This window comes from Cellulomonas fengjieae (genome assembly GCF_018388465.1).
Lineage (GTDB): Bacteria > Actinomycetota > Actinomycetes > Actinomycetales > Cellulomonadaceae > Cellulomonas > Cellulomonas fengjieae.
Map to the genome: position 1 here is coordinate 1,343,673 of NZ_CP074404.1, position 21,970 is coordinate 1,365,642.

Genomic DNA, 21,970 nt, shown 5'->3' on the forward strand with positions numbered 1-21,970 from the left:
GGGCTCGGGGAGGTCCCGGATCCCGCTCATGCCTACGCGGGCAGTCTCTCGTCGGGCACCCACAACCCCGTATCGGCTACGAGCAAGGGACGGGGCGACAGGCGCGCGGCGCAGCCGGTGGTGGCGCTGGCGACGATCTCTTGACGGTGGCGCGGGCGCTGGCGCTGGCGCACTCCGGGGCGGGGGACCTCGGGGCCCAGCGGGCTCGGGTCCTGGGTCGGCTGGACCAGCTGGCCGGAGTCGTGGCGACAGTGCGCGGGCGGCTGCTTGTGGACGAGAGGGCCTCGGACGGGTGGCGCCGGCCCGGCGTGCCGTCGTTCGAGGCGGCACGGTCCGCGGTCTCGCGACCCGGCCCGGGTGCTGCGCGGCAGGAGGTCCGGCAGGCGGAGGCACTCGCCGCGCTGCCCGCCGTGGCCCAGGCCGTCGACGCGGGCGTCGTGCGGGTGGGGCACCTCGACGTCATCGCCCGGTGATCGCCGAGGCGTCGCCGCGGGTGAACGAGGTGCTCGCCTCACCGCGCGGGCAGGCCACGCTCGTCGGGATGGCGTGCGAGCAGGTTCAGCCGACGTTCTCCCGCACGCTCGCCCGCTGGGTTGCCGCGCAGGACCCTGCCGCGCACGAGGCAGACCATCAGGCGCAGCGGCGGGAGCGGTTCCTGCACCTGTCCGACCGGGCCGACGGCACTCACGTCCGCGGCCGGCTGGACCGGATGACCGGGCATGCGTTCCGGCTCGCCCTCGAGGCCGTCGGCGAGGCGCCGGGTGCCGACCGCTCGCCCGAGCAGGCCCGCGCCGATGCGCTGGGTGCGCTGGCGGAGAAGGTGCTGGCGCTGCCCGAGACCGGGTCCGGGGCCGCGGTGCGTCCGCACGTCTCACTGATCATGAGCGAGGAGTCGTGGGTCGGACTGCGCGGACTGCGTGGCCTGACCGCTGGCGCCGCGACCGATGGGGCCGCCACGGAGGTCGCTCTCACCCGCGCGCCTGCTCTCGAGGACGGGACGCCCGTCCCGACCTCGGAGGCGCTGCGGATCCTGTGCGACTGCGACGTGACGCGGATCGTGGTGGACGCCGAGAGCCAACCGGTCGACCTCGGCCGCACGCAGCGGCTGTACACCGGCGTGCAGCGTCGCGCCATCATCGCCCGTGACGGCGGCTGCATCTGGCCCGGCTGCGGGAAGCCTGCGCGGTGGTGCGAGATCCACCACATCCGCTGGTGGGATCGGGACGGCGGGGTGACGAGCCTCGAGAACGCCGCGCTGCTCTGCTCGTTCCACCACCACGAGATCCATCGCTACGACCTGTCGATCGAACGCGTCGCCGGCGCCGTGGGGCGTGGTGCACGCCCGGGCGCCCCTCCCGGTGACCGGTACGTCTTCCGGCTGCCGGACGGGTCCGTCGTCGGACGGTCGGGCGCGGCCACGTTGCCGGCGCCGGGCCTTCCCAGCGGGGCGACCGCCGAGCTGAGCGCTGCCCATGGGACACCGGGCGAGCCGACCGGGGCACCACAGGATCGGCCGCCGGGACGACCGGCTCAGCCGACGGGACCGCCGGGGCGGTCAACCGCAGCGACCGGGCCGCCGCCACGGGCTCAGGCAGCGCGCGGCCCGACGGTGACGTCGCAGCCGAGCCTTGACCTCGGGCCGTGAGGCGGGTGGGGTCGGCGATCCTCGGCGTGCGGTGCGCGGGCGCGGCCTCCGCACCGGCCCCATCTGCCGCGCGGCAGGTGGGGCGACCCATCACGGGGCGGCCGCGAGGGCGAGCGCTCGGGCGACGTCCTCGACTTCGGTGCCGAGCAGCCCGACGGTGACGCGGACGTGGCCGCCGGTAGCAGCGCCGCTGGTCGCAGCGCCGCTCCCGGTTGCACCGGGGCCGGTCGCACCGCTGCCGGTTGCACCGATGCTGGTTGCACCGCTGCTGGTTGCACCGTTGCCGGTCGTGCCGCTGCCGGTCTCAGCCCTGCCGGACGCATCGCCGCCGGTGTCTTCTCCGGCGGGCGGCTCGCACTCCCGCGACGGGTCAGGAGCCGCTGGGCCGCCGTCGGCGCGGAACGGGGTGCCGGGGGCGACGCGGATGCCGGCGGCCTCCAGCCGGAGCAGGGCGGTGCGCTCGTCGTGGACCGGGAGCCACAGGTTGATGCCGTCACCGGGGTCGAGGGTGATGCCGTGCCCGGCCAGGGCGTCGCGCAGGCTGCGGCGGCGGGCGAAGTACACGCGGCGGGCGTGGGCGACGGCCTCGATCGCGCTGCCGTCGGTGAGGAGGTCGACCAGGACGTGCTGGAGCAGGCGGCTGGTCCAGCCGGGGCCGAGCATGCGGCGGGCGACCAGTCCGTCGAGCACGGACGCCGGTCCGCCGACGGCGGCGATGCGCAGGTCCGGCCCGTGGGACTTCGAGTACGACCGCACGTGCACGACGCGGTCGGGCAGCAGCGACCCCAGGCTCACGTCGCGGGCCGACGCGATCTCGCCCGAGTGGTCGTCCTCGACGACGAGCGCATCGTGCCGGCGCACGACGGCAGCGAGCTCACGTGCCCGCGTGGACGTCATGCTGACGCCGGTCGGGTTGTGCGCCCGCGGCTGCAGGACGACGACCCCCGAGCCCTCGAGCGCCCGGTCCAGCTCGTCGGCCCGCATGCCGTGCCGATCGAGCGTGACGGGGACCCGTTCGAGGCCGAGCTGGTCCAGCAGGTCGAACAGCGGCGGGAAGCCGGGGTCCTCGACGGCGACCCGTGAGCCGAAGCCGGCGACGCGCTCGAGGATGCGGCTGATGGCGTCGAGTGCCCCGTCCACGACCGTGATGCGCTGCGGCGGGAACGGCCAGGACTCGCGCAGCAGCAGCTCGAGGGCGGGCACCACGGGCGAGGCGACGTACGCACCGGTGTCGGCCGCGGGCCGCTGGAGCGCGACCCGGGACAGGGCGGGACCGATCGGGGGTAGCAGCTCGGGGTCGGGTGTCCCGGTGGACAGGTCGAGCCGGACGGGTGCGCCACCGGCGAGGTCGCGGTAGCGCGGCGGGAGCCAGCTGGCGGGCGGGGGAAGCACGACGGTGCCGGCCCGGCCGCGGGAGATGACGATGCCCACGGTGGACAGGGCCTGCCAGGCGCCGCTCACGGTCGCCGGGCTGACCCCCAGGTCGGCGGCGAGGGCGCGGACGGTCGGGAGGCGGTCACCGGGACGCAGGTCGCCGCCGCGGACCAGGCGCGCCACGGTCGCCGCGATCCCGCGAGGGCTGCGGTCATCCACGTGCGAGGCGAGGTCCATGCGAGTCAGGATGCCCGCCTACTCCCGGGCCGAACGGCCGCACCGGATGCGGACCGAGATGTTTACACGGCGGTCTGCGATGTTCGCGACCGGCCACCGGTGGGAAACGGGACAGAAATGTTCAACCCCGACAGTCACATTCCAGGCTACGGTGCCCAGAACGGGCACTCAGGCGCCGCGTGGGGCTCCGAGGCCGGTCGACATGACGAACGGAGGAGCCTCATGACGGTCGTACGCGTCGCGTTCACCCAGGCCACCTGGACGGGTGACAAGGAGTCGATGATCGCGCTCCACGAGGCCTGGACCCGTGAGGCCGCGTCGCAGGGCGCCCAGGTCATCGCGTTCCAGGAGCTGTTCTACGGCCCGTACTTCGGGATCACGCAGGACACCGCCTACTACGACTACGCGGAGGCCGTGCCCGGGCCGACCACGGAGCGGTTCTCCACGCTGGCCGCGGAGCTCGGCATCGTCATCGTGCTCCCGGTGTACGAGGAGGAGCAGCCGGGCGTCCTGTACAACACGGCGGCCGTGATCGACGCGGACGGCACCTACCTGGGCAAGTACCGCAAGCACCACATCCCGAACCTGCCCAAGTTCTGGGAGAAGTTCTACTTCCGGCCCGGCAACCTCGGGTACCCGGTGTTCGAGACAGCCGTCGGCCGGATCGGCGTGAACATCTGCTACGACCGGCACTTCCCCGAGGGGTGGCGCGTGCTGGCGCTGAACGGCGCCGAGATCGTGTTCAACCCGAACGCCACGGCCCCGGGCATCTCGAACAAGCTGTGGGAGATCGAGCAGCCGGCCGCGGCGGTGGCCAACGGGTACTTCATCGTCGCCAACAACCGTGTCGGGCTCGAGGACAACGAGTACGGCGACGCGGCCGTGAACTTCTACGGCTCGTCCTACGCCGTGGGTCCCGACGGCAACTACGTCGGTGACGTCGGCTCGTCGACCGAGAACCAGCTGATCGTCCGAGACCTGGACCTGGACCAGGTGCGGATCGTGCGGGAGCGGTGGCAGTTCTTCCGCGACCGCCGGCCCGACGCCTACGGCCCCATCGTGGCGCCGTGAGCGAGGGACGACTCCGATGAAGACCCTCGTCTCCGGCGGGACGGTCGTCAGCGCGACCGGCCGGACGCCCGCGGACGTGCTCGTCGACGGGGAGACCGTGGCGGCGGTGCTCAGCCCCGGCTCGACCCTGCTCGGCTTCGACCTGGCGGCCCACGTCGACCAGGTGATCGACGCGACGGGCAAGTACGTGATCCCGGGCGGCATCGACGCCCACACGCACATGGAGCTCCCGTTCGGGGGCACCAATGCCTCGGACACCTTCGAGTCGGGCACCCGGGCCGCGGCCTGGGGCGGCACGACGACGATCATCGACTTCGCCGTGCAGCGCACGGGGGAGCGGGTCATGGACGGGCTCGGCGCCTGGCACGACAAGGCGGCCGGGAACTGCGCGATCGACTACGGCTTCCACCAGATCGTCGGCGGCGTGGACGAGGACTCGCTCAAGGCGATGGAGGGCCTGGTCGCCGAGGGGGTCACGAGCTACAAGCTGTTCATGGCCTACCCCGGCGTCTTCTACTCCGACGACGCCCAGATCCTGCGGGCGATGCAGAAGGCTGCGGACCTGGGCCTGCTCACCATGATGCACGCGGAGAACGGGCCGGCCATCGACGTGCTCGCCGCGCAGCTGGTGGCACAGGGCAAGACCGACCCGTACTACCACGGCATCGCGCGCGCCTGGCAGCTCGAGGAGGAGGCCACGCACCGCGCGATCATGCTGGCGGACGTCACGAACGCCCCGCTGTACGTGGTGCACGTGAGCGCCAAGCAGGCCGTCGCGGAGCTCGCCACGGCCCGCGACAACGGCAGGAACGTGTTCGGCGAGACGTGCCCCCAGTACCTGTACCTGAGCCTCGAGGAGCAGCTCGGCGCGCCCGGTTTCGAGGGAGCCAAGTGGGTGTGCTCGACGCCGCTGCGCTCGCGGGCCGAGGGGCACCAGGACCACATGTGGCAGGCGCTGCGGACCAACGACCTGCAGATGGTCTCCACCGACCACTGCCCGTTCTGCATGAAGGGCCAGAAGGACCTCGGGGTCGGTGACTTCCGGGCCATCCCCAACGGGATCGGCTCGATCGAGCACCGGATGGACCTCATGTACCAGGGTGTCGTCACCGGCCAGATCACCCTGGAGCGGTGGGTCGAGCTCACGTCCACCACTCCCGCGCGGATGTTCGGCCTGTACGGCACCAAGGGTGTGATCGCGCCGGGGGCCGACGCCGACCTGGTGGTCTACGACCCCGCCGGGCACACCTCGATCGGGGTGGGCAAGACGCACCACATGAACATGGACCACTCGGCGTGGGAGGGGTACGAGATCGACGGCCACGTCGACGTCGTCCTGTCGCGGGGGACCGTCGTGGTGGACGAGACCGGGTTCCGCGGGCGCGCGGGGCACGGCAGGTACCTGGCCCGCGGCCTGTCCCAGTACCTGGTGTAGGGGCCGGCCATGGACTTCGGCGTCGTGCTGCAGACGAACCCGCCGGCCTCGCGCACCGTCGAGCTGGCACGCCTGGCGGAGACCCACGGGTTCAGCCACGTGTGGACTTTTGACTCGCACCTGCTGTGGCAGGAGCCGTTCGTCATCTACTCGGCGATCCTCGCGGCCACCCGCAAGGTCATGGTCGGCCCCATGGTGACCAACCCCGCGACGCGGGACTGGTCGGTGATCGCCTCGCTGTTCGCCACGCTCAACGAGATGTACGGCAACCGGACCATCTGCGGGATCGGTCGCGGGGACTCGGCGGTGCGGACGCTGCACGGCAAGCCGTCCAACCTGGCGACGCTGCGGGAGTCGATCGAGGTGATCCGCGAGCTCGCCAACGACCGGGCGGCGTACCTGCACGGCGCCAAGGTGCAGTTCCCGTGGTCGCGCGGGTCGTCGCTCGACATCTGGGTCGCCGCGTACGGCCCGCTCGCGCTGCAGCTCACCGGAGAGGTGGGCGACGGGTTCATCCTGCAGCTCGCGGACCCCGACATCGCGGCGTGGACCATCAAGGTGGTGCGCGACGCGGCCGAGAAGGCGGGCCGGGACCCCGACGCGGTCCAGTTCTGCATCGCCGCGCCCATGTACATCGGCGACGACCGCCAGCACATGCGTGAGCAGTGCCGCTGGTTCGGCGGGATGGTCGGCAACCACGTGGCGGACATCGTCACCCGTTACGGCGCCGACTCCTCCGTGCCGAAGGCCCTCACCGACTACATCTCGGGCCGCCAGGGCTACGACTACAACGAGCACGGCCGCGCCGGGAACACCCATGCCGCCTTCGTGCCCGACGAGATCGTCGAACGGTTCTGCATCCTGGGCAGCGCCGCGGAGCACGTCGAGCGGCTCGAGGCCCTCCGCGAGCTGGGCGTGACGCAGTTCGCCGGCTACCTCCAGCACGACAACAAGGAGGAGACGATGCGCGTCTACGGCGAGCACGTCATCCCCGCGCTCGCGACGCCGGTCGTGGCGACCACATGACCGACCTGGCCGCCACGCTCGCACCGCGCACCACGCCGGTGCCGGTCCGTGCGCGCGGGCGGTCCGCGATCGGCCGGCGGATCGTCGCCGGGGTGCTGGCGGTCCTCTTCCTCGCCGCGCTGTGGGAGCTGGTGAAGCTGGTCGTCCCCGATGCGGGTGGGCACGTCGGTGAGGCGAGCCTCCTGCCGCGGACCGACGACCTCGCGATGCCGCACACGTGGGACGTCGTCGGGCGGGTGCTCGAACCCGAGACGTCCGCCACCGGATCACCGACCGTGCTGAGCGCGATGCTGTCGGCCTGCTGGTTCACCCTGCGGGTCGCGCTCGCGGGCTGGTTGGTCGGGTCGGTCGGGGGCCTCCTGCTCGCCGCGCTCATGCAGCGCTGGCAGCTGGTCGAGTCGGCGCTGGCGCCGTGGGTGGTGCTCAGCCAGACGGTGCCGCTGATCGCGCTGGCGCCGCTCGTGGTGGGCTGGGGCGGGCGGATCCAGATCGGCGGGCTCGAGTGGCAGCGGTGGATGTCGGTGGCGCTCATCGCGAGCTACCTCGCGTTCTTCCCGGTCACGATCGGTGCGCTGCGGGGGTTCCAGTCGCCGCCCGCCGCGCAGGTCGAGCTGTTCCGCGCGCAGGCGGCCGGCTGGAGCCGCACGATGCTCTCCCTGCGCCTGCCGGCGAGCGTGCCGTACCTGCTGCCCGCGCTGCGCCTCGGGGCGGCGACCGCGGTGGTCGGCGCGATCGTCGCCGAGGTCTCGACCGGGACGAAGGGTGGCATCGGGCGGCTGATCATCGGGTACGCCCAGTCGGCCGGCGGCGACCCGGCCAAGCCGTGGGCGGCGATCGCCGCCGCGGCGCTGCTCGGCCTGCTCGCGGCCGGGCTCGTGTCCCTGATCGGGCTCGGTCTGGGCCGCTACCGGTATGCGGAGGTCACATGAGCACGCCCGCCGTGCAGGCCAGCGCCGTCGGGAAGGTCTTCGCCTCCCGGTCCGGCGACGTGATCGCGCTCGAGGGCATCGACCTCACCGTCGCCGCGGGGGAGTTCGTGTCCCTGATCGGGCCCTCCGGCTGCGGGAAGTCGACGCTGCTGCGGCTGATCGCGGACCTGGACACGCCGACCACGGGCGAGGTGACCGTCTTCGGGCGCACCCCGCAGCAGGCGCGCGAGGCGCAGGACTACGGGATCGCGTTCCAGCAGGCCGGTCTGCTGCCGTGGCGGACCGTGACCGCCAACGTCCAGCTACCGCTCGAGCTGCACGGCGTCGGCAAGGCGGAACGGGCGGCACGTGCGGCGGACCTGCTCTCGCTCGTCGGGCTCGACGAGTTCGCCGGTCACTTCCCGCACCAGCTGTCCGGTGGGATGCAGCAGCGGGTCGCCATCGCCCGGTCGCTCGCGGAGCGGCCCAGCCTGCTGCTCATGGACGAGCCGTTCGGCGCGCTGGACGAGATGACGCGTGAGCGCATGCAGACCGAGCTGGTCCGGATCTGCGCGGAGAGCGGCGCCGCGGTCGTCTTCGTGACGCACTCGATCCCGGAGGCGGTGTTCCTGTCGCAGCGGGTGGTCGTGATGACGCCGCGGCCCGGACGCATCAGCGCGGTCGTGCCGGTGGACCTGGGGCAGGCGCGCGGCGAGGGCCTGCGCGAGGACGCGTCGTTCTTCGCGGCGGTCACCGCGGTCCGTGAGGCGCTGCACGGCATGCCGGTGCCGACACCCGGTGGGACCAGAGCGGACCTGCGATGACGGGCGTCGCGGTGCGCCGCTGGGTCGCACCGGTGCTGCTCGGCGTCCTCGCTCTGGCGTTCTGGCAGGCGCTCGTCGTCGGGACCGGCATCAAGCCGTATCTGCTGCCCAGCCCGACGGCGATCGTGGAGCAGCTCGTGCTGGTCCTTCCGCTGGTCTGGTCCGCCGCGCTTGCTACGGGGATGAACGTGCTGGTGGGACTGCTCGTGGGCACCCTGGTGGCCGTCGGTGCCGCGATCGTCGCGGCCCGCAGCCGGATGGCGGACACGCTCCTGTCGCCGACCGCGGCGGCCCTGTCGGTGATGCCGATCGTCGCGCTCGCGCCCGCGCTGAACACCATGTTCGGCACCACGTCGACCACGCCTCGGCGGCTCGTGGTGGCGGTCGTGGTCTTCGCGCCCGTCTTCGTCAACCTGCTGCGAGGGCTGCGCCAGGTGCAGCCGGTGCACCGGGACCTGCTGCGGGCCTACGCGGCGACGCCCCGGCAGATCACCCGGACCGTGACGATCCCCGGCGCGCTGCCCTACCTGTTCACCGGGCTGCGGATCGCGTCGTCGACCGCCGTCATCGCCGCGATCGTCGCCGAGTACTTCGGCGGGCTGCAGAACGGGCTCGGCTCGCGCATCACGTCGGCGGCGTCCAACAGCGCCTACGCGCGGGCGTGGGCCTTCGTGCTCGGGGCCATCCTGCTCGGACTCGTGTTCTACCTCGCCACGCTCGCTCTCGAGCGCGCGGTCGCGAGGCGCCAAGGGGGCTAGGCGTCCGCCTGCCAGTGCAGCCAGTCGGCCGACCACCGCACAGCACAGCCAACGAGAGGATTGACGATGAGACTCACCAGGCGTACTGCGTGGGGCACGGCGGCGGTCGGCGTGGCCGCGGCGCTCGCCCTGTCGGCATGCAGCGCGGGCGGCGGCGACGAGCCCGAGGAGGAGACCTCCATGAGCTCGGAGGTGCTGATCCCCGTGAAGCTCCAGCTCCAGTGGTTCACCCAGGCTCAGTTCGCCGGCTACTACGCGGCCCTCGACCAGGGCTACTACGTCGACGAGGGGCTCGACGTCCAGATCGTCGAGGGCGGCACCGACATCGTTCCGCAGTCCGTGCTGGCCGACGGCTCGGTCGACTACGCGATCGCGTGGGTGCCCAAGGCGCTGGCGTCGCGCGAGCAGGGCGCCGGGATCACCGACGTCGCGCAGATCTTCCAGAGGTCCGGCACGCTCCAGGTCTCGTTCGCCGACACGGGGATCACGTCCGCAGCCGACCTCGAGGGCAAGACCGTCGGCAACTGGGGGTACGGCAACGAGTTCGAGCTGTTCGCCGGCATGACCGAGGCGGGCCTCGACCCCGCGACCGACGTGACCCTGGTCCAGCAGCAGTTCGACATGAACGCGTTCCTGGCGGGCGACATCGACGCCGCGCAGGCCATGACGTACAACGAGTACGCACAGCTGCTCGAGGCCGAGAACCCCGAGACGGGCGAGCTGTACACGCCCGACGACTTCACCGCGATCGACTGGAACGACGAGGGCACGGCGATGCTCCAGGACGCCGTGTGGGCGAGCTCCGAGCGGCTCGCGTCCGACGAGGAGTACCAGGACACCACCGTGAAGTTCCTCAAGGCGAGCCTCAAGGGGTGGGTCTACGCGCGGGACAACCCGGAGGAGGCCCGGGACATCGTGGTGGCGGAGGGCTCGCAGCTGGGCAACAGCCACCAGCTCTGGATGACCAACGAGGTGAACAAGCTGATCTGGCCGTCGCCGGACGGCATCGGTCTGATCGACGAGGACGCGTGGGCGCAGACCGTCGACGTCGCCCTCACCACCAAGAACGACCAGGGCGCCACGGTGATCACCGCCGAGCCCGACGCCGAGGCGTACACCAACGAGTACGTCGAGGAAGCGCTGGCAGCGCTGAGGGACGAGGGCGTCGACGTGTCGGGCGAGGACTTCGAGCCCCTCACCGTCACACTCGAGGCCGGCGGCAGCTGACCCCGGCGCGCGGGCGCCGGCCACGGCGCCCGCGCGCGGGACACGACGAAGGAGACCCACATGACCACCGACGACGACGCCACCGCGCTGCGTCTCGACCGCGACCACGTCTTCCACTCGTGGTCGGCGCAGGGCCACCTGAACCCGCTGGTCATCGCGGGCGGGCTCGGGTCGACCGTGTGGGACCACGCGGGCCGCCGGTACCTGGACTTCTCCAGCCAGCTGGTCAACACGAACATCGGCCACCAGCACCCGCGGGTCGTCGCGGCGATCCAGGAGCAGGCGGCGACGCTCACGACGGTGGCGCCCGCGGCCGCGAACCTCACGCGCGGCCTGGCGGCCCAGAAGGTGCTCAGCCACGCGCCCGACGGGTTCCGCAGCGTCTTCTTCACCAACGGCGGGGCGGATGCCAACGAGAACGCGATCCGGCTGGCCCGCCTGCACACCGGCCGCGACAAGGTGGTCTCGGCGTACCGCTCGTACCACGGCAACACCGGGGCGGCCGTCGTGGCGACCGGGGACTGGCGCCGGGTGCCCAACGAGTACGCCCGCGCGCACGTGCACCACTTCGGGCCGTACCTGTACCGCTCGGAGTTCTGGGCCACCACGCCCGAGCAGGAGAGCGAGCGCGCGCTGCGCCACCTCGAGCGCGTGATCCAGGCCGAGGGGCCGACATCGGTCGCGGCCATCCTGCTGGAGACCATCCCCGGCACTGCCGGCGTCCTGGTCCCGCCGCCCGGCTATCTCGCGGGCGTCCGGGCGATCGCCGACCGGTACGGCATCCTGCTGATCCTCGACGAGGTCATGGCCGGCTTCGGGCGGACCGGCCAGTGGTTCGCGTTCGACGCGTTCGACGTCGTCCCCGACCTCATCACGTTCGCCAAGGGCGTGAACTCCGGGTACGTGCCCGCGGGGGGCGTCATCCTCAGCGAGCCGATCGCCGCGACCTTCGAGGACCGGGTGTTCCCCGGCGGGCTGACCTACTCGGGGCACCCGCTCGCGATGGCCTCGATCGTCGCCACGCTCGACGCCATGGCCAACGAGGGGATCATCGAGAACGCCGCCGCGATCGGCCGCGACGTCCTGGGGCCGGGTCTGGCGGAGCTGGCCGAGAAGAGCCCGCTGGTCGGCGAGGTCCGCGGGCTGGGTGTCTTCTGGGCGGTCGAGCTGGTCGCGGACCAGGCCACCCGCGAGCCGGTCGACGCCGCGCTGATGGGTCGCATCAAGGCCGGAGCCCTGGCCCGGGGACTGCTCCCGTTCGTCGCGGACAACCGGGTGCACGTCGTGCCGCCGTGCGTCGTGACGCCCGAGGAGGCCGAGACCGGCCTCGCCCTGCTGACCGAGGTCCTCGCCGAGGTCGCCTAGCCTGCTGCCCTCACCACCACCCCTCAGGAGCCACCTGCATGAGCACAGCCACGCCCCGACCCCGCCGCGCCCTCGTCACGGGGGCGTCCTCCGGGATCGGCGCCGCCACGGTCCGCCGCCTGCGCACGGAGGGCTGGGACGTCGTCGCGACCGCCCGCCGGGCCGACCGGCTGGCGGCCCTGGCCGACGAGACCGGGGCGGACACGGTGGTCGCCGACGTCACCGACGACGCGGACGTCGCACGGCTCGCGGCGCACGTGGCCGAGGGCGGCCCGCTGGACGCGCTGGTGAACAACGCGGGCGGGGCGTTCGGGCTGGACCCGGTCGAGTCGGCGGACCTCGACCACTGGCGCCAGATGTACGAGCTCAACGTCCTGGGCACCCTGCGGGTCACGCAGGCGCTGCTCCCGGCCCTGCGTGCGGGGGACGGCGGGGACATCGTCGTGGTGACCTCGACCGCAGCGCACGGCACGTACGAGGGCGGTGCCGGGTACGTCGGCGCCAAGCACGCGGAGCGGATGCTCGCGACGACGCTGCGCTGGGAGATCCTGGGCGAGCCGATCCGGATCATCGAGATCGCCCCGGGGGCCGTGGCCACCGAGGAGTTCTCCATGGTCCGCTTCGACGGGGACGCCGAGCGTGCCGCGGCCGTCTACGCGGGGTACGAGCCGCTGGTCGCGGACGACATCGCCGACGCCATCGCCTGGTCCCTCAGCCGTCCGGCGCACGTCAACATCGACCTGCTGGTGGTGCGCCCCCGCGCGCAGGCGAGCAACAACAGGGTGGCGCGCACCGGAGTGTGAGACCGGCCGGGCAGGTGTCGGAGGCCGTACGTAGTGTGAAGGCGTGCCCTCCGCCCCACCCGCTCCTCCCGCGCGCCCCGAGTCGACCACCCGCGTGCTCCTGCGCCTGTTCCGCTGGGCGCGGCCGGCTCTGCCGCGGATCGCGCTCGGCGGGCTGACGGCACTGGGCGCGAGCCTGCTCGCGCTCGCCGTCCCGCAGGTGCTGCGCGTGATCGTCAACGGCCCGCTGCTCACCGAGGGGTCGCGGCGCGGCGTCGTGCTCGGCGCTCTCGTCGTGCTCGGGCTCGGCGTGCTGGAGGCCTTTCTCGTGTGGTGCCGGCGCGCCCTCATCCTCGGCCCCGGCACCACGGTCGAGCGGGACATGCGCACCGACCTGTTCCGGCACCTGCTCGACCTGCCCGTGGAGTTCCACGACCGCTGGTCCGGGGGTCAGCTGCTGTCGCGCATCATGTCCGACCTGGGGACCATCCGGCGCTGGACCGTCTTCGGGCTGGTCATGCTGCTGGTCAGCAGCACCACGGTGGTCGTCGGCATCGGCTTGATGCTCGCGACCAGCTGGGTGCTCGGCCTGGTCTACCTGGTCGGCGCCGTGCCCATGATCTGGCTGAGCTTCCGGTTCCGCGAGGACTACAAGGTCGTCGCCCGCCTCGCCCGCGACCAGGCGGGGGACCTGGCCACGACCGTCGAGGAGTCGGTGCACGGAATCCGCGTGCTCAAGGCCTTCGGCCGGGGCGACGACGCGCTGGACGACTTCGCCCGGCAGGCGGACGAGCTGCGGACCACCGAGGTGCACAAGGCCCGGACCCTGTCGCGCGTCTCGTTCGCGCTCAGCGCGATCCCGGAGACCATCCTCACCGTCTCGCTGGGCCTCGGCGTGGTCCTCACGTCGCGCGGCGAGCTCAGCGTCGGCGCGCTGGTCGCGTTCTTCGCGACGGCCGCCGTGGTCAACAACCCGGTGGAGCGGCTCGGAATGCTGCTCGCGATGACGCTGGACGCCAAGGCGGCGACCGACAGGTACCTGCAGGTGATGGACACGGGATCGACCGTGCGGGACCCGGAGCAGCCGGTCACGCTGCCCGTGCCGGACGCCGCGGGCTCGCGCGTCGAGCTGTCGGGGGTCCACTTCGCGCACCCGCCGACCGCCTCGCCCGACGGCCCCCGCGCCGGCGCCGAGATCCTCGCGGGGATCGACCTGGTGCTCGAGCCGGGGGAGACCATGGCGCTCGTCGGCCTGACCGGCAGCGGCAAGACCACCCTGCTGCAGCTGGTGCCCCGGCTCTACGACGTCACCGCCGGCCGCGTCCGGATCGACGGCGTGGACGTGCGTGACCTCACCCGCGCCGACCTGCGCTCGGCGGTGTCCATCGCGTTCGAGGACCCGATCCTGTTCTCGGCGTCCGTGCGGGAGAACGTCCTGCTCGGCACGGACCTGACCGGCCAGGCGGCGGACGACCTCGTCGCGGAGGCGCTCGACGTGGCGCGTGCGCGGTTCGCCTACGGGTTGCCGGACGGTCTCGACACCGTCATCGGCGAGGAGGGCCTCAGCCTGTCCGGCGGCCAGCGCCAGCGCATCGCCCTGGCCCGTGCGATCGCGGTCCGTCCACGGGTGCTGGTGCTCGACGACCCGCTCTCGGCGCTCGACGTCACCACAGAGGCCGCCGTCACCGCCCGGCTGCGGGAGATGCTCACCGGCACCACCACGCTCGTCGTCGCGCACCGGCCGTCGACGGTCGCGCTGGCGGACCGCGTGGCGGTCCTCGAGGACGGGCGGATCACCGGGGTCGGCCGGCACGCCGACCTGCTGTCCACCCACCCGCACTACCGCTACGTGCTCACCGCGCTGTCCGCGCTGGATGCCGAGACGGACCAGACCGACGAGCTCGCGGAGGTCCGGCCGTGAGCGCCCCGGTGAGCACGCTGGCGACCGGTGGCTCGACGCCCGACGGGCCCGGCGACGAGAGCACACGGGCGGAGTCCCGCCGCATCCGGCGGCGGTCGCTCACGCTGCTGCGCTCCCTGCTGCGCCCGGTCGCCGGCGCCGCCTGGGGGACCGCCGCCCTCGTCGTCGGCGCGCAGCTGGCCGCCGTCGCGGGACCGGCGCTCGTCGCCTACGGCATCGACCAGGGCCTGCCCGCCCTCACCGACGGCGACGCCGGACCGATCACCCTGGCCGCCGCCGCGTACCTCGTGGCCGCGCTCCTGGGCGGGCTGCTCACCGCGGCGACAGTCCGGGCGTCGGCCCGGGTGAGCCAGACCATGCTGTACGACCTGCGCCGCCGCGTGTTCCGGCACACGCAGCGCCTCAGCCTGGAGTTCCACGAGAAGTACACGTCGGGCCGGATCATCTCCCGGCAGACCTCCGACGTCGACGCCCTGCGCGAGCTGCTCGACGGCGGCGTGACCACGCTGGCCTCGGGCGTCCTGGCCATGGTGTTCACCGCGATCTCCCTCGCGCTGCTCGACTGGCGCAGCGGGCTGGTGCTGCTCATCGCCGTCGTGCCGGGCGTGATCCTCACGCGGTGGTTCCAGGTGCGGTCGCAGGTCCAGTACCGCAAGCAGCGCACGGCGGCGGCGCGGCTGATCGTGCGCTTCGTCGAGACCATGACCGGCATCCGCGCGGTGCAGGCGTTCCGCCGTGAGGCCCAGGTCGGTGCCGTCTACGGCGAGCTGGCCGAGGACTACCGCGACACCAACGCCCGGTCGATCCGGCTCAACGGCGTCTTCGACACGGGCCTGACGCTGATCGGCAACGTCACCGTCGCGACGGTCCTGCTGGTAGGCGGCCTGCGTGCGCTCGACGGCGGCATCGAGGTCGGCGTGCTCGTCGCGGCGGTGCTCTACGCGCGGCGGTTCTTCAACCCGCTCGCGCAGATCGGGATGTTCTACAACTCGTTCCAGTCGGCGACGGCCGCCCTGGAGAAGCTCGCGTCGCTGCTCGCCGAGGAGCCGACGGTGCCCGAGCCCGCGCACCCGCGGCGGCTCGCGCACGCCCGCGGCGACGTGCGCTTCGACGGCGTCGAGTTCGGTTACGGCACGGGGCCGACGGTCCTGCCGCACGTTGACCTGCACATCCCGGCCGGTCAGTCGCTTGCCCTCGTCGGCGAGACAGGGGCCGGGAAGTCGACGATCGCCAAGCTGCTCGCGCGGTTCTACGACGTCCGCGAGGGCGCGGTCCGCCTCGACGGGCTCGACGTGCGCGAGATCGACCCGTCCGACCTGCGGCGGGCGGTCGTGATGGTGACCCAGGAGGCCTACCTGTTCTCCGGGTCGATCGCGGCGAACATCGCGCTCGGCAAGCCGGACGCCACCCCCGAGCAGATCGAGGCCGCCGCCCGCGCCGTGGGCGTGCACGATCTCATCGCCTCGATGCCCGACGGGTACGACACCGAGGTCGACAAGCGCGGCGTGCGGCTCTCGGCCGGGCAGCGGCAGCTGGTGTCGTTCGCCCGCGCGTTCCTGGCGGACCCGGTGCTGCTGATCCTCGACGAGGCGACCAGCTCGCTGGACGTGCCGGGGGAGGCCCTGGTGCAGGTGGGTCTCCGGACGCTGCTCGCCGACCGGACCTCGGTCGTGATCGCGCACCGGCTCTCCACGGTCATGGGGTCGGACCGGGTCCTGGTGATCGACGACGGGCGGATCGTCGAGGACGGCTCACCCGAGGACCTGGTGGCACGGGGTGGCCGGTTCGCCGAGCTGCACGCCGACTGGCAGCGCTCGCTGCGCCGCACGATGTAGCGGACCCGCCTGTTCGACGCGGGCACCGGGTTCCTGCCCGCGGAGGAGTTCGCGGACCTCTGGCCGGGCACGCCGTGCCTCCTGATGGCCAAGCCCTTGATCTGAGCCTCCTCAGCCGCCCAGCTGGACGCGCAGGATCCGCTCGTTGCTGTTGTTCGCGATGCTGTCCTTGTCCCCGGCGTTGGTCGTGGTCAGCCAGAGGCCGCCCCCGGGCGCCGGCTCGACGGTCCGTAGCCGGCCGTACGTCCCGCTGAAGAAGGTCTGCAGGTTGGTCAGCGAGCTGCCGCTGATCTCGGCGCGGTACAGCCGTGCGCCGCGCGCGCACGCGACGTAGAGCGCGTCGCGCACGATCGCGATGCCCGAGCAGGACCCCTCGGCGGTCGGGTAGGTGCGCTTGGGCGCCACGTATCCCGCGGTGCCGCACGTACCGACCGTGCCCTCGCAGGCGGGCCAGCCGTAGTTGCCGCCCCTGACGATGAGGTTGGTCTCGTCCATCACGGAGTTGCCGAACTCCTGCTCCCAGAGCCGGCCCTGCGAGTCGAACGCGATGCCCTGGGGGTTGCGGTGGCCGTAGCTCCACACGTAGTTGCCGAACGGGTTGTCCGACGGCACGGAGCCGTCCGGGTTGAGCCGCAGAACCTTGCCGGCGAGGTTCGAGGTGTTCTGCGCGTAGTCGCCGTTCTGCGCGTCGCCCGTCGCCGCGTAGAGCTTGCCGTCGGGACCGAACCGCAGCCGCCCGCCGTTGTGGTATTTGTTGCGCGGGATCCCGGTCACCAGGACCTGCAGGCTGCTGTTGACCAGCGCGTTGTCCACCAGCTTGATCCGCACGATCCGGTTGTCCGTGGCCGAGGTGTGCATCAGGTACACCCACTGGTCGGTGGCGAAGGTCGGCGACAGGGCCAGTCCGAGCAGGCCGCCCTCACCGTCGGTGCCCTGGACGTTGGGCGGGGTGCCGACGACGGTCTTGGTCCCGGTGGCCGGGTCGAGCCGCACGACCTGGTGCGCGTCCCGCCGGGTGTACAGGACCGAGCCGTCCGGCAGGGTGTCCAGGCCCCACGGGATGTCGGTCTCGGTGGTCACCTGCCGCACCCCGCACACCGCGGTGCCGCAGGCGGCTCCGGTGGTCACGGACGTCGCCGCGCTCGCCGCGGACGCGTTCCCTGCGGCGTCCCGCGCGACGACCGTGTAGGAGTACGCGGTGTTCGCCGCCAGACCGCTGTCCACGAACGTGGTGGCAGGCGGCGCGCTGGCCGTACCCGTCACGGTGCCGACGACGGTTCCGCCGCGCCGGACCTCGTACGTGCGGACACCGACGTTGTCCGTGGACGCCGCCCAGCTCAGCGTGACCGTGGTGCCGGAGACCGCGGCCGTGGGACGGCCCGGCGCGCTGGGTGGCTGCGTGTCCGTCTGGCACTGCGGGACCGTGATCGTCACGGTCGTGCTGGCCTGCGACACGTTGCCCGCCGCGTCGCGGGCGTTCACGTACAGGCCCCACACCGCGCCGCCGACGACGGGCAGGCTGGTGGACAGCGTGCTGCCGCTCACCGACGTCATGAGCTGGCCGTCGTGGTAGATGTCGTAGAACCGGACGCCCACAGCATCGGTCGAGGCGTCCCAGGCGAACGTCACGGTGTTGCAGGTCAGGTTGCTGACCCGGGGGTTGGCCGGAACGGTCGGCGGGGTCGTGTCGGCGGTGCGCAAGGTCGTGGTCCAGCTCTGGTTGGTCTGTCCGTTGCACGTCCACATGGCGACCGCGGTCCCGTTGGCGGTGCCCCGGCCGGTGACGTCCAGGCAGAGCCCGGACTGCACGCCGACGATCGTCCCGTTGGTCTGCAGGGTCCACTTCTGGTTCGCCCCGCCGTGGCAGCGGTAGATCTGCACGACCGCGGGTGCAGTGACGTCCTGACCGGCGACGTCCAGGCACGTGGTCGTGTTGTAGACCTGCAGCTCGCCGGCCGTCGTCAGCGTCCACGCCTGGCTGGGTCCGCCGTGGCAGTCCTGGATCGACACGCGGGTCCCGGACGTCTGTGCGCCGCCGTTGACCTCGAGACAGCGCCCCGAGCCGACCCCTGTGATGGTGGCGGGGCCGGCGACCACCGCCATCGGGACAGCGGCTGTCGGGACCGCGGCCGGAGCCGGGGCCGCGAGGGTGAGGACGAGAGCCGCCACGGCGACGAGCGTCGCCGGGATCCTGGTCGAGTTCCACCGCATGGTCTGCTCCTGCCGCGCCGTCGGGGGAGGTGCCGGGGCGACTCCGTCCAGTCATCGCCGGATGTCACTCTGTCGCAGATCGCGGCGACCCGCCAGGGAGGTCCGGCGTCGGCCTGGACCTCCCCGGCGTGTCGTCCCTACAGGTGCCGTGCCGCGTACTCGTGCAGCGCGTCGCGGACGAACGTCGCCCCCGCCTGCCCGCCGTAGTTCGCGGCGAACCGGTCGTCGGCGACGTACATGTCGGCCAGGCCGAGCACGTACTCCTTGACCGGTGCGGTGCCGTGCCCGGGCGTGCCCGGCACGGCGCCGAGCCAGGCGACGTGCCGCCGTGCCAGCTCCTCCGCCCCGTCGGACGCCGGGTCTGTGCCGGCCTCGGCGGCCTGCGCCCAGTCCGTCGCGAGGCGTGCGGTCGTCGCCTTCCACCCGGCGCGCTCATCCTCGCTCAACCCACGCCACCAGGCGTCGGACGACGCGTAGGCGTCCGTACCCCAGCGCTGCTCGACCTCGTCCTTGTACTGCGTGTGGTCGAACCCGTCGAACATCTCCTCGGCCATGATCGGCCCGCCCTCCTGTCGTGCGGTGATGGTCCGTTCGACCGACGCGGCCTGCCGCGCCAGTCGTCGCTGCTCGCTGCGCAGCCAGTCGAGGTGGTGACGCAGTGCGGTGACCTCGTCCTGCTCACGCTGCAGCACCCGGCTGATGTCGGGCAGGCCCAGGCCGAGCCCGCGCAGCAGCAGGATCCGCTGCAGCCGGACCAGGGCCCGGTCGTCGTACCAGCGGTAGCCGTTGTCGCCGACCCGGCTGGGCTCGAGCAGCCCGATCGCGTCGTAGTGCCGCAGCGTGCGGCTGGTGGTGCCCGTCAGACGGGCGACCTCCTGGATCGAGGCCTCCATACGTCGTCCTCTCGTGTGCGGACCGGTTGACCTGCTCCACGGTAGGAGTTGACGCAGCGTCAAGGTCAAGCGGTCGCAGCCAACCGGCGCAAGATCGTCCGCGTGAGCTCGGCAGGGGAGTCCACGAGCTCGGCGGCGCCCGCCGACTCCAGCTCGCCAGCGGCCGCGTAGCCCCACGTCACCCCGATGGTGTCGATCCCGTGCGCACGCGCGCCGAGCACGTCGTGCTCCCGGTCGCCCACCATGAGGACGGGCCCGGCGTCCCGGTTCGCGGCCAGCGCCGCCTCGATGACCTGCGCCTTGGTCGAGGTCGCCTCGTCCAGCGGTGCGCCGAAGACGCCGTCCACGAGGGCGCTGAGACCGAAGGCGTCGCAGATCGGGCGGGCGTACAGCTCGGGCTTGGACGTGGCGACGGCGAGTCGCAGACCCGCCGACCGCAGCTCGCGGAGCATCTGGGGGATGCCCTCGTAGACGCTGTTGCCGGTGATCATCCTGGTCACGAAGACCTCCCGGTACGCCCGCACGGCCTCGGTGACCCGGTCCGGGGGCACGCCGTGCGCGGGGAAGCTCGACGTGATCGGCGGCCCGACGAACGAGCGCAGCGTCGTCGGCGACGGCACCGCGAGACCGAGGGCGCGGTAGGTGTCCGCGATCGAGGCGGTGATGCCGGGTGCGGAGTCGGTGAGCGTTCCGTCGAGGTCGAGCAGGACGAGGGGGACGCGGGGTGAGGTCACCCCTCGATGATGCCTGGTGACACGGGCAACGGTTGCCGCGGCCTACGCTTTCGGCATGGCGACGACGAGCATTGCGCAGGCCCCCTGACCATGGGCTGGATCGAGATCCTCGGGTTCGTGACCGGTGCCGCGTGCGTCTGGCTCGCCGCCCGCGAGAACGTCTGGAACTTCCCCGTCGGCATCGTGAACACCGGGTTGTTCCTGGTCCTGTTCGCGTCGACCGGGCTGTACGCCAACGCAGGGCTGCAGGTGGTCTACCTCGTCCTGAACGGGCTCGGGTGGTACTGGTGGCTCCGGGGCGGCCGGGACAACGGCGTGCTCACGGTGCGCCGCACGCCCCGGGCCGCGTGGGTGGTCGGGGTCGTGGCGGTCGTCGTGCTGACCGCCGTCCTCACGGTGACGCTGCGCGACGTCTCGGCCGCGCCGTTCGGGGACTCGCTCACGACGTCGCTCAGCCTCGTCGCGCAGCTGATGATGGGGCGCAAGTGGCTCGGCAGCTGGGCCGTGTGGATCGTCACCGACGTGCTGCTGGTCGGGCTCTACCTGAGCCAGGGCCTGTACCTGACGGCGGCGCTGTACGTCCTGTTCATCGGCCTGTGCGTGCAAGGTGTCGTCCGGTGGCGCCGCGCGCTGGCGGCAGCGCAGACGCCGCGCGTCCCGGCGGCGGTCGTGGCGTGAGCCACGGGCTGGTGATCGGCAAGTTCTACCCGCCGCACGCCGGCCACCTCGCCCTGGTGCGCACCGCGATGGCACGGTGCGACCGGGTGACGGTCCAGGTGCTCGGCTCGTCGCAGGAGAGCATCACGCCGCAGCTGCGCGCCTCGTGGCTGCGCACGGAGCTGCCGGGCGCCCACGTCGTCTCGGCCCTCGACGACGAGCCGGTCGACTACGCCAGCCCCCGCGCGTGGGACGCGCACGTCGCCGTCATCCGCGGCCTGCTGGACGCTCCCGTCGACGAGGTGTTCACCTCGGACAGCTACGGCGCGGAGCTGGCCCGTCGGCTCGCCGCGACCTGGGTCCCGGTCGATCCCGGCCGGCAGTCCACCCCGGTCTCCGGCACCGCGGTGCGCGCGGACCCCGCCCGGTACTGGTGGGCGCTGCCCGCGGCCGTGCGCGCCTGGTACGTGCGCCGCGTCGTCGTGCTCGGTGCCGAGTCCACGGGGACGACGACGCTCGCCGAGGACCTCAGCAGCCACTTCGGGCTGCCCGTGGTGGCCGAGTTCGGCCGCGAGTGGTCCGAGATCCGGCCGGGCGGGTTCGCCGCGCCCTGGCACACGGCGGAGTTCGACCTGGTCGCACGCGAGCAGGCACGCCGCGAGGACGACGCCGCCGCGCTCACCCCGGTCCCGCTCCTGGTCTGCGACACGGACGTGCTGGCCACGACCGTCTGGCACGAGCGCTACGTCGGGCACGCATCGCCGAGCGTGGCGGGGATCGCCGCCGCGCGGGTGCCGGACCTCTACCTGCTGACCGGCGACGAGATCCCGTTCGTGCAGGACGGGCTGCGCGACGGTGAGCACCTGCGCCACGCCATGCAGGACCGGTTCCGCGAGGTCCTCGCCGGCCAGTCGGCACCCTGGGTGGAGCTGCGGGGCACGCGCGCGCAGCGGCGGGCCGAGGCGGTCGCGGTCGTCGGCCCGTTGCTGGTCAGGCCCCGTGTGCTCGCGGAGCCGATGGAGCAGCGCAACGGCGACGTCCTGCCGCTCGGAGCGTGAACGACCTGG

General features: G+C 72.7%; 19 protein-coding genes. 15 read left to right on the forward strand and 4 right to left on the reverse strand.

The features are described from left to right. Positions 1–146 precede the first annotated feature (146 nt). Both KG102_RS06240 and KG102_RS06245 read left to right on the forward strand, forming a co-directional pair. Entirely contained in the window at positions 147–473 is a 327-nt protein-coding gene (locus KG102_RS06240) for a hypothetical protein (RefSeq protein WP_208289240.1), read from the forward strand. Further along, complete coding sequence (locus tag KG102_RS06245) at positions 470–1,645, forward strand: HNH endonuclease signature motif containing protein (RefSeq protein WP_208289239.1); 1,176 nt, start codon at positions 470–472, stop codon at positions 1,643–1,645. The genes KG102_RS06240 and KG102_RS06245 overlap by 4 nt, the downstream gene beginning before the upstream one ends. A 90-nt stretch (positions 1,646–1,735) precedes the next feature. On the opposite strand, the gene KG102_RS06250 is transcribed toward KG102_RS06245, so the two are convergent. Continuing rightward, positions 1,736–3,256: an aminotransferase-like domain-containing protein gene (locus KG102_RS06250; protein WP_208213963.1), complete on the reverse strand. Its 1,521-nt coding sequence runs from the start codon at positions 3,254–3,256 to the stop codon at positions 1,736–1,738. Positions 3,257–3,478: 222 nt separating this feature from the next. Here KG102_RS06250 and KG102_RS06255 point away from each other — a divergent pair, with 222 nt between their 5' ends. The 11 genes from KG102_RS06255 (at position 3,479) to KG102_RS06305 (ending at position 16,408) form a co-directional block, all read left to right on the forward strand. Beyond that, the gene (locus KG102_RS06255; protein ID WP_208289238.1) at positions 3,479–4,327 is read left to right on the forward strand and encodes a nitrilase-related carbon-nitrogen hydrolase; all 849 of its coding nucleotides are present in this window, start codon (positions 3,479–3,481) and stop codon (positions 4,325–4,327) included. Between the two features lie 16 nt (positions 4,328–4,343). Next, on the forward strand, positions 4,344–5,762 hold the full coding sequence (gene hydA / locus KG102_RS06260) for a dihydropyrimidinase (protein ID WP_208289237.1): 1,419 nt from the start codon (positions 4,344–4,346) through the stop codon (positions 5,760–5,762). Between the two features lie 9 nt (positions 5,763–5,771). After that, on the forward strand, positions 5,772–6,788 hold the full coding sequence (locus tag KG102_RS06265) for a TIGR03842 family LLM class F420-dependent oxidoreductase (RefSeq protein ID WP_208289236.1): 1,017 nt from the start codon (positions 5,772–5,774) through the stop codon (positions 6,786–6,788). Beyond that, positions 6,785–7,717 (forward strand): ABC transporter permease, encoded by a 933-nt coding sequence (locus KG102_RS06270; protein WP_208213959.1) that lies wholly within the window; start codon positions 6,785–6,787, stop codon positions 7,715–7,717. The genes KG102_RS06265 and KG102_RS06270 overlap by 4 nt, the downstream gene beginning before the upstream one ends. Further along, complete coding sequence (locus KG102_RS06275) at positions 7,714–8,520, forward strand: ABC transporter ATP-binding protein (protein WP_208289235.1); 807 nt, start codon at positions 7,714–7,716, stop codon at positions 8,518–8,520. Before KG102_RS06270 ends, KG102_RS06275 begins: the two co-directional genes overlap by 4 nt. Continuing rightward, positions 8,517–9,278 carry an ABC transporter permease gene (locus tag KG102_RS06280; RefSeq protein WP_208289234.1) on the forward strand — a complete coding sequence of 254 codons (762 nt, stop codon included), beginning with the start codon at positions 8,517–8,519 and terminating at the stop codon, positions 9,276–9,278. The genes KG102_RS06275 and KG102_RS06280 overlap by 4 nt, the downstream gene beginning before the upstream one ends. A gap of 66 nt (positions 9,279–9,344) precedes the next feature. Then, positions 9,345–10,505 (forward strand): ABC transporter substrate-binding protein, encoded by a 1,161-nt coding sequence (locus KG102_RS06285; RefSeq protein ID WP_208289233.1) that lies wholly within the window; start codon positions 9,345–9,347, stop codon positions 10,503–10,505. Between the two features lie 60 nt (positions 10,506–10,565). Further along, entirely contained in the window at positions 10,566–11,870 is a 1,305-nt protein-coding gene (locus KG102_RS06290; protein WP_208289232.1) for an aspartate aminotransferase family protein, read from the forward strand. 38 nt (positions 11,871–11,908) lie between these two features. Beyond that, positions 11,909–12,673 carry an SDR family NAD(P)-dependent oxidoreductase gene (locus KG102_RS06295; protein ID WP_208289231.1) on the forward strand — a complete coding sequence of 255 codons (765 nt, stop codon included), beginning with the start codon at positions 11,909–11,911 and terminating at the stop codon, positions 12,671–12,673. A 43-nt stretch (positions 12,674–12,716) separates the two neighbouring features. After that, positions 12,717–14,573: an ABC transporter ATP-binding protein gene (locus tag KG102_RS06300; protein ID WP_208289230.1), complete on the forward strand. Its 1,857-nt coding sequence runs from the start codon at positions 12,717–12,719 to the stop codon at positions 14,571–14,573. After that, positions 14,570–16,408 (forward strand): ABC transporter ATP-binding protein, encoded by a 1,839-nt coding sequence (locus KG102_RS06305; protein WP_372438349.1) that lies wholly within the window; start codon positions 14,570–14,572, stop codon positions 16,406–16,408. The genes KG102_RS06300 and KG102_RS06305 overlap by 4 nt, the downstream gene beginning before the upstream one ends. A gap of 111 nt (positions 16,409–16,519) precedes the next feature. On the opposite strand, the gene KG102_RS06310 is transcribed toward KG102_RS06305, so the two are convergent. The 3 genes from KG102_RS06310 to KG102_RS06320 all read right to left on the reverse strand — a co-directional run bounded on the left by KG102_RS06310 (position 16,520) and on the right by KG102_RS06320 (position 20,246). Further along, positions 16,520–18,619 carry a PQQ-dependent sugar dehydrogenase gene (locus KG102_RS06310; RefSeq protein ID WP_208213952.1) on the reverse strand — a complete coding sequence of 700 codons (2,100 nt, stop codon included), beginning with the start codon at positions 18,617–18,619 and terminating at the stop codon, positions 16,520–16,522. 137 nt (positions 18,620–18,756) lie between these two features. Continuing rightward, entirely contained in the window at positions 18,757–19,512 is a 756-nt protein-coding gene (locus tag KG102_RS06315) for a MerR family transcriptional regulator (RefSeq protein ID WP_208289229.1), read from the reverse strand. A gap of 65 nt (positions 19,513–19,577) precedes the next feature. Continuing rightward, positions 19,578–20,246: an HAD hydrolase-like protein gene (locus KG102_RS06320; protein WP_208213950.1), complete on the reverse strand. Its 669-nt coding sequence runs from the start codon at positions 20,244–20,246 to the stop codon at positions 19,578–19,580. A 90-nt stretch (positions 20,247–20,336) separates the two neighbouring features. On the opposite strand from KG102_RS06320, the gene pnuC reads away from it, so the two are divergent. Both pnuC and KG102_RS06330 read left to right on the forward strand, forming a co-directional pair. Further along, positions 20,337–20,924, forward strand: coding sequence for a nicotinamide riboside transporter PnuC (gene pnuC, locus KG102_RS06325; RefSeq protein ID WP_208289228.1), 588 nt, complete (start codon positions 20,337–20,339; stop codon positions 20,922–20,924). Beyond that, positions 20,921–21,961: an AAA family ATPase gene (locus tag KG102_RS06330; RefSeq protein WP_208289227.1), complete on the forward strand. Its 1,041-nt coding sequence runs from the start codon at positions 20,921–20,923 to the stop codon at positions 21,959–21,961. Before pnuC ends, KG102_RS06330 begins: the two co-directional genes overlap by 4 nt. Positions 21,962–21,970: the final 9 nt, after the last annotated feature.

What these genes read in the sequence shown, in the direction of transcription:
- KG102_RS06250 (WP_208213963.1), bottom strand. Translation starts at nt 3,256, where the DNA reads ATGGACCTCGCCTCGCACGTGGATGACCGCAGCCCTCGCGGGATCGCG.
- KG102_RS06255 (WP_208289238.1), top strand. Translation starts at nt 3,479, where the DNA reads ATGACGGTCGTACGCGTCGCGTTCACCCAGGCCACCTGGACGGGTGAC.
- hydA (WP_208289237.1), top strand. Translation starts at nt 4,344, where the DNA reads ATGAAGACCCTCGTCTCCGGCGGGACGGTCGTCAGCGCGACCGGCCGG.
- KG102_RS06265 (WP_208289236.1), top strand. Translation starts at nt 5,772, where the DNA reads ATGGACTTCGGCGTCGTGCTGCAGACGAACCCGCCGGCCTCGCGCACC.
- KG102_RS06270 (WP_208213959.1), top strand. Translation starts at nt 6,785, where the DNA reads ATGACCGACCTGGCCGCCACGCTCGCACCGCGCACCACGCCGGTGCCG.
- KG102_RS06275 (WP_208289235.1), top strand. Translation starts at nt 7,714, where the DNA reads ATGAGCACGCCCGCCGTGCAGGCCAGCGCCGTCGGGAAGGTCTTCGCC.
- KG102_RS06280 (WP_208289234.1), top strand. Translation starts at nt 8,517, where the DNA reads ATGACGGGCGTCGCGGTGCGCCGCTGGGTCGCACCGGTGCTGCTCGGC.
- KG102_RS06285 (WP_208289233.1), top strand. Translation starts at nt 9,345, where the DNA reads ATGAGACTCACCAGGCGTACTGCGTGGGGCACGGCGGCGGTCGGCGTG.
- KG102_RS06290 (WP_208289232.1), top strand. Translation starts at nt 10,566, where the DNA reads ATGACCACCGACGACGACGCCACCGCGCTGCGTCTCGACCGCGACCAC.
- KG102_RS06295 (WP_208289231.1), top strand. Translation starts at nt 11,909, where the DNA reads ATGAGCACAGCCACGCCCCGACCCCGCCGCGCCCTCGTCACGGGGGCG.
- KG102_RS06310 (WP_208213952.1), bottom strand. Translation starts at nt 18,619, where the DNA reads ATGCGGTGGAACTCGACCAGGATCCCGGCGACGCTCGTCGCCGTGGCG.
- KG102_RS06315 (WP_208289229.1), bottom strand. Translation starts at nt 19,512, where the DNA reads ATGGAGGCCTCGATCCAGGAGGTCGCCCGTCTGACGGGCACCACCAGC.
- pnuC (WP_208289228.1), top strand. Translation starts at nt 20,337, where the DNA reads ATGGGCTGGATCGAGATCCTCGGGTTCGTGACCGGTGCCGCGTGCGTC.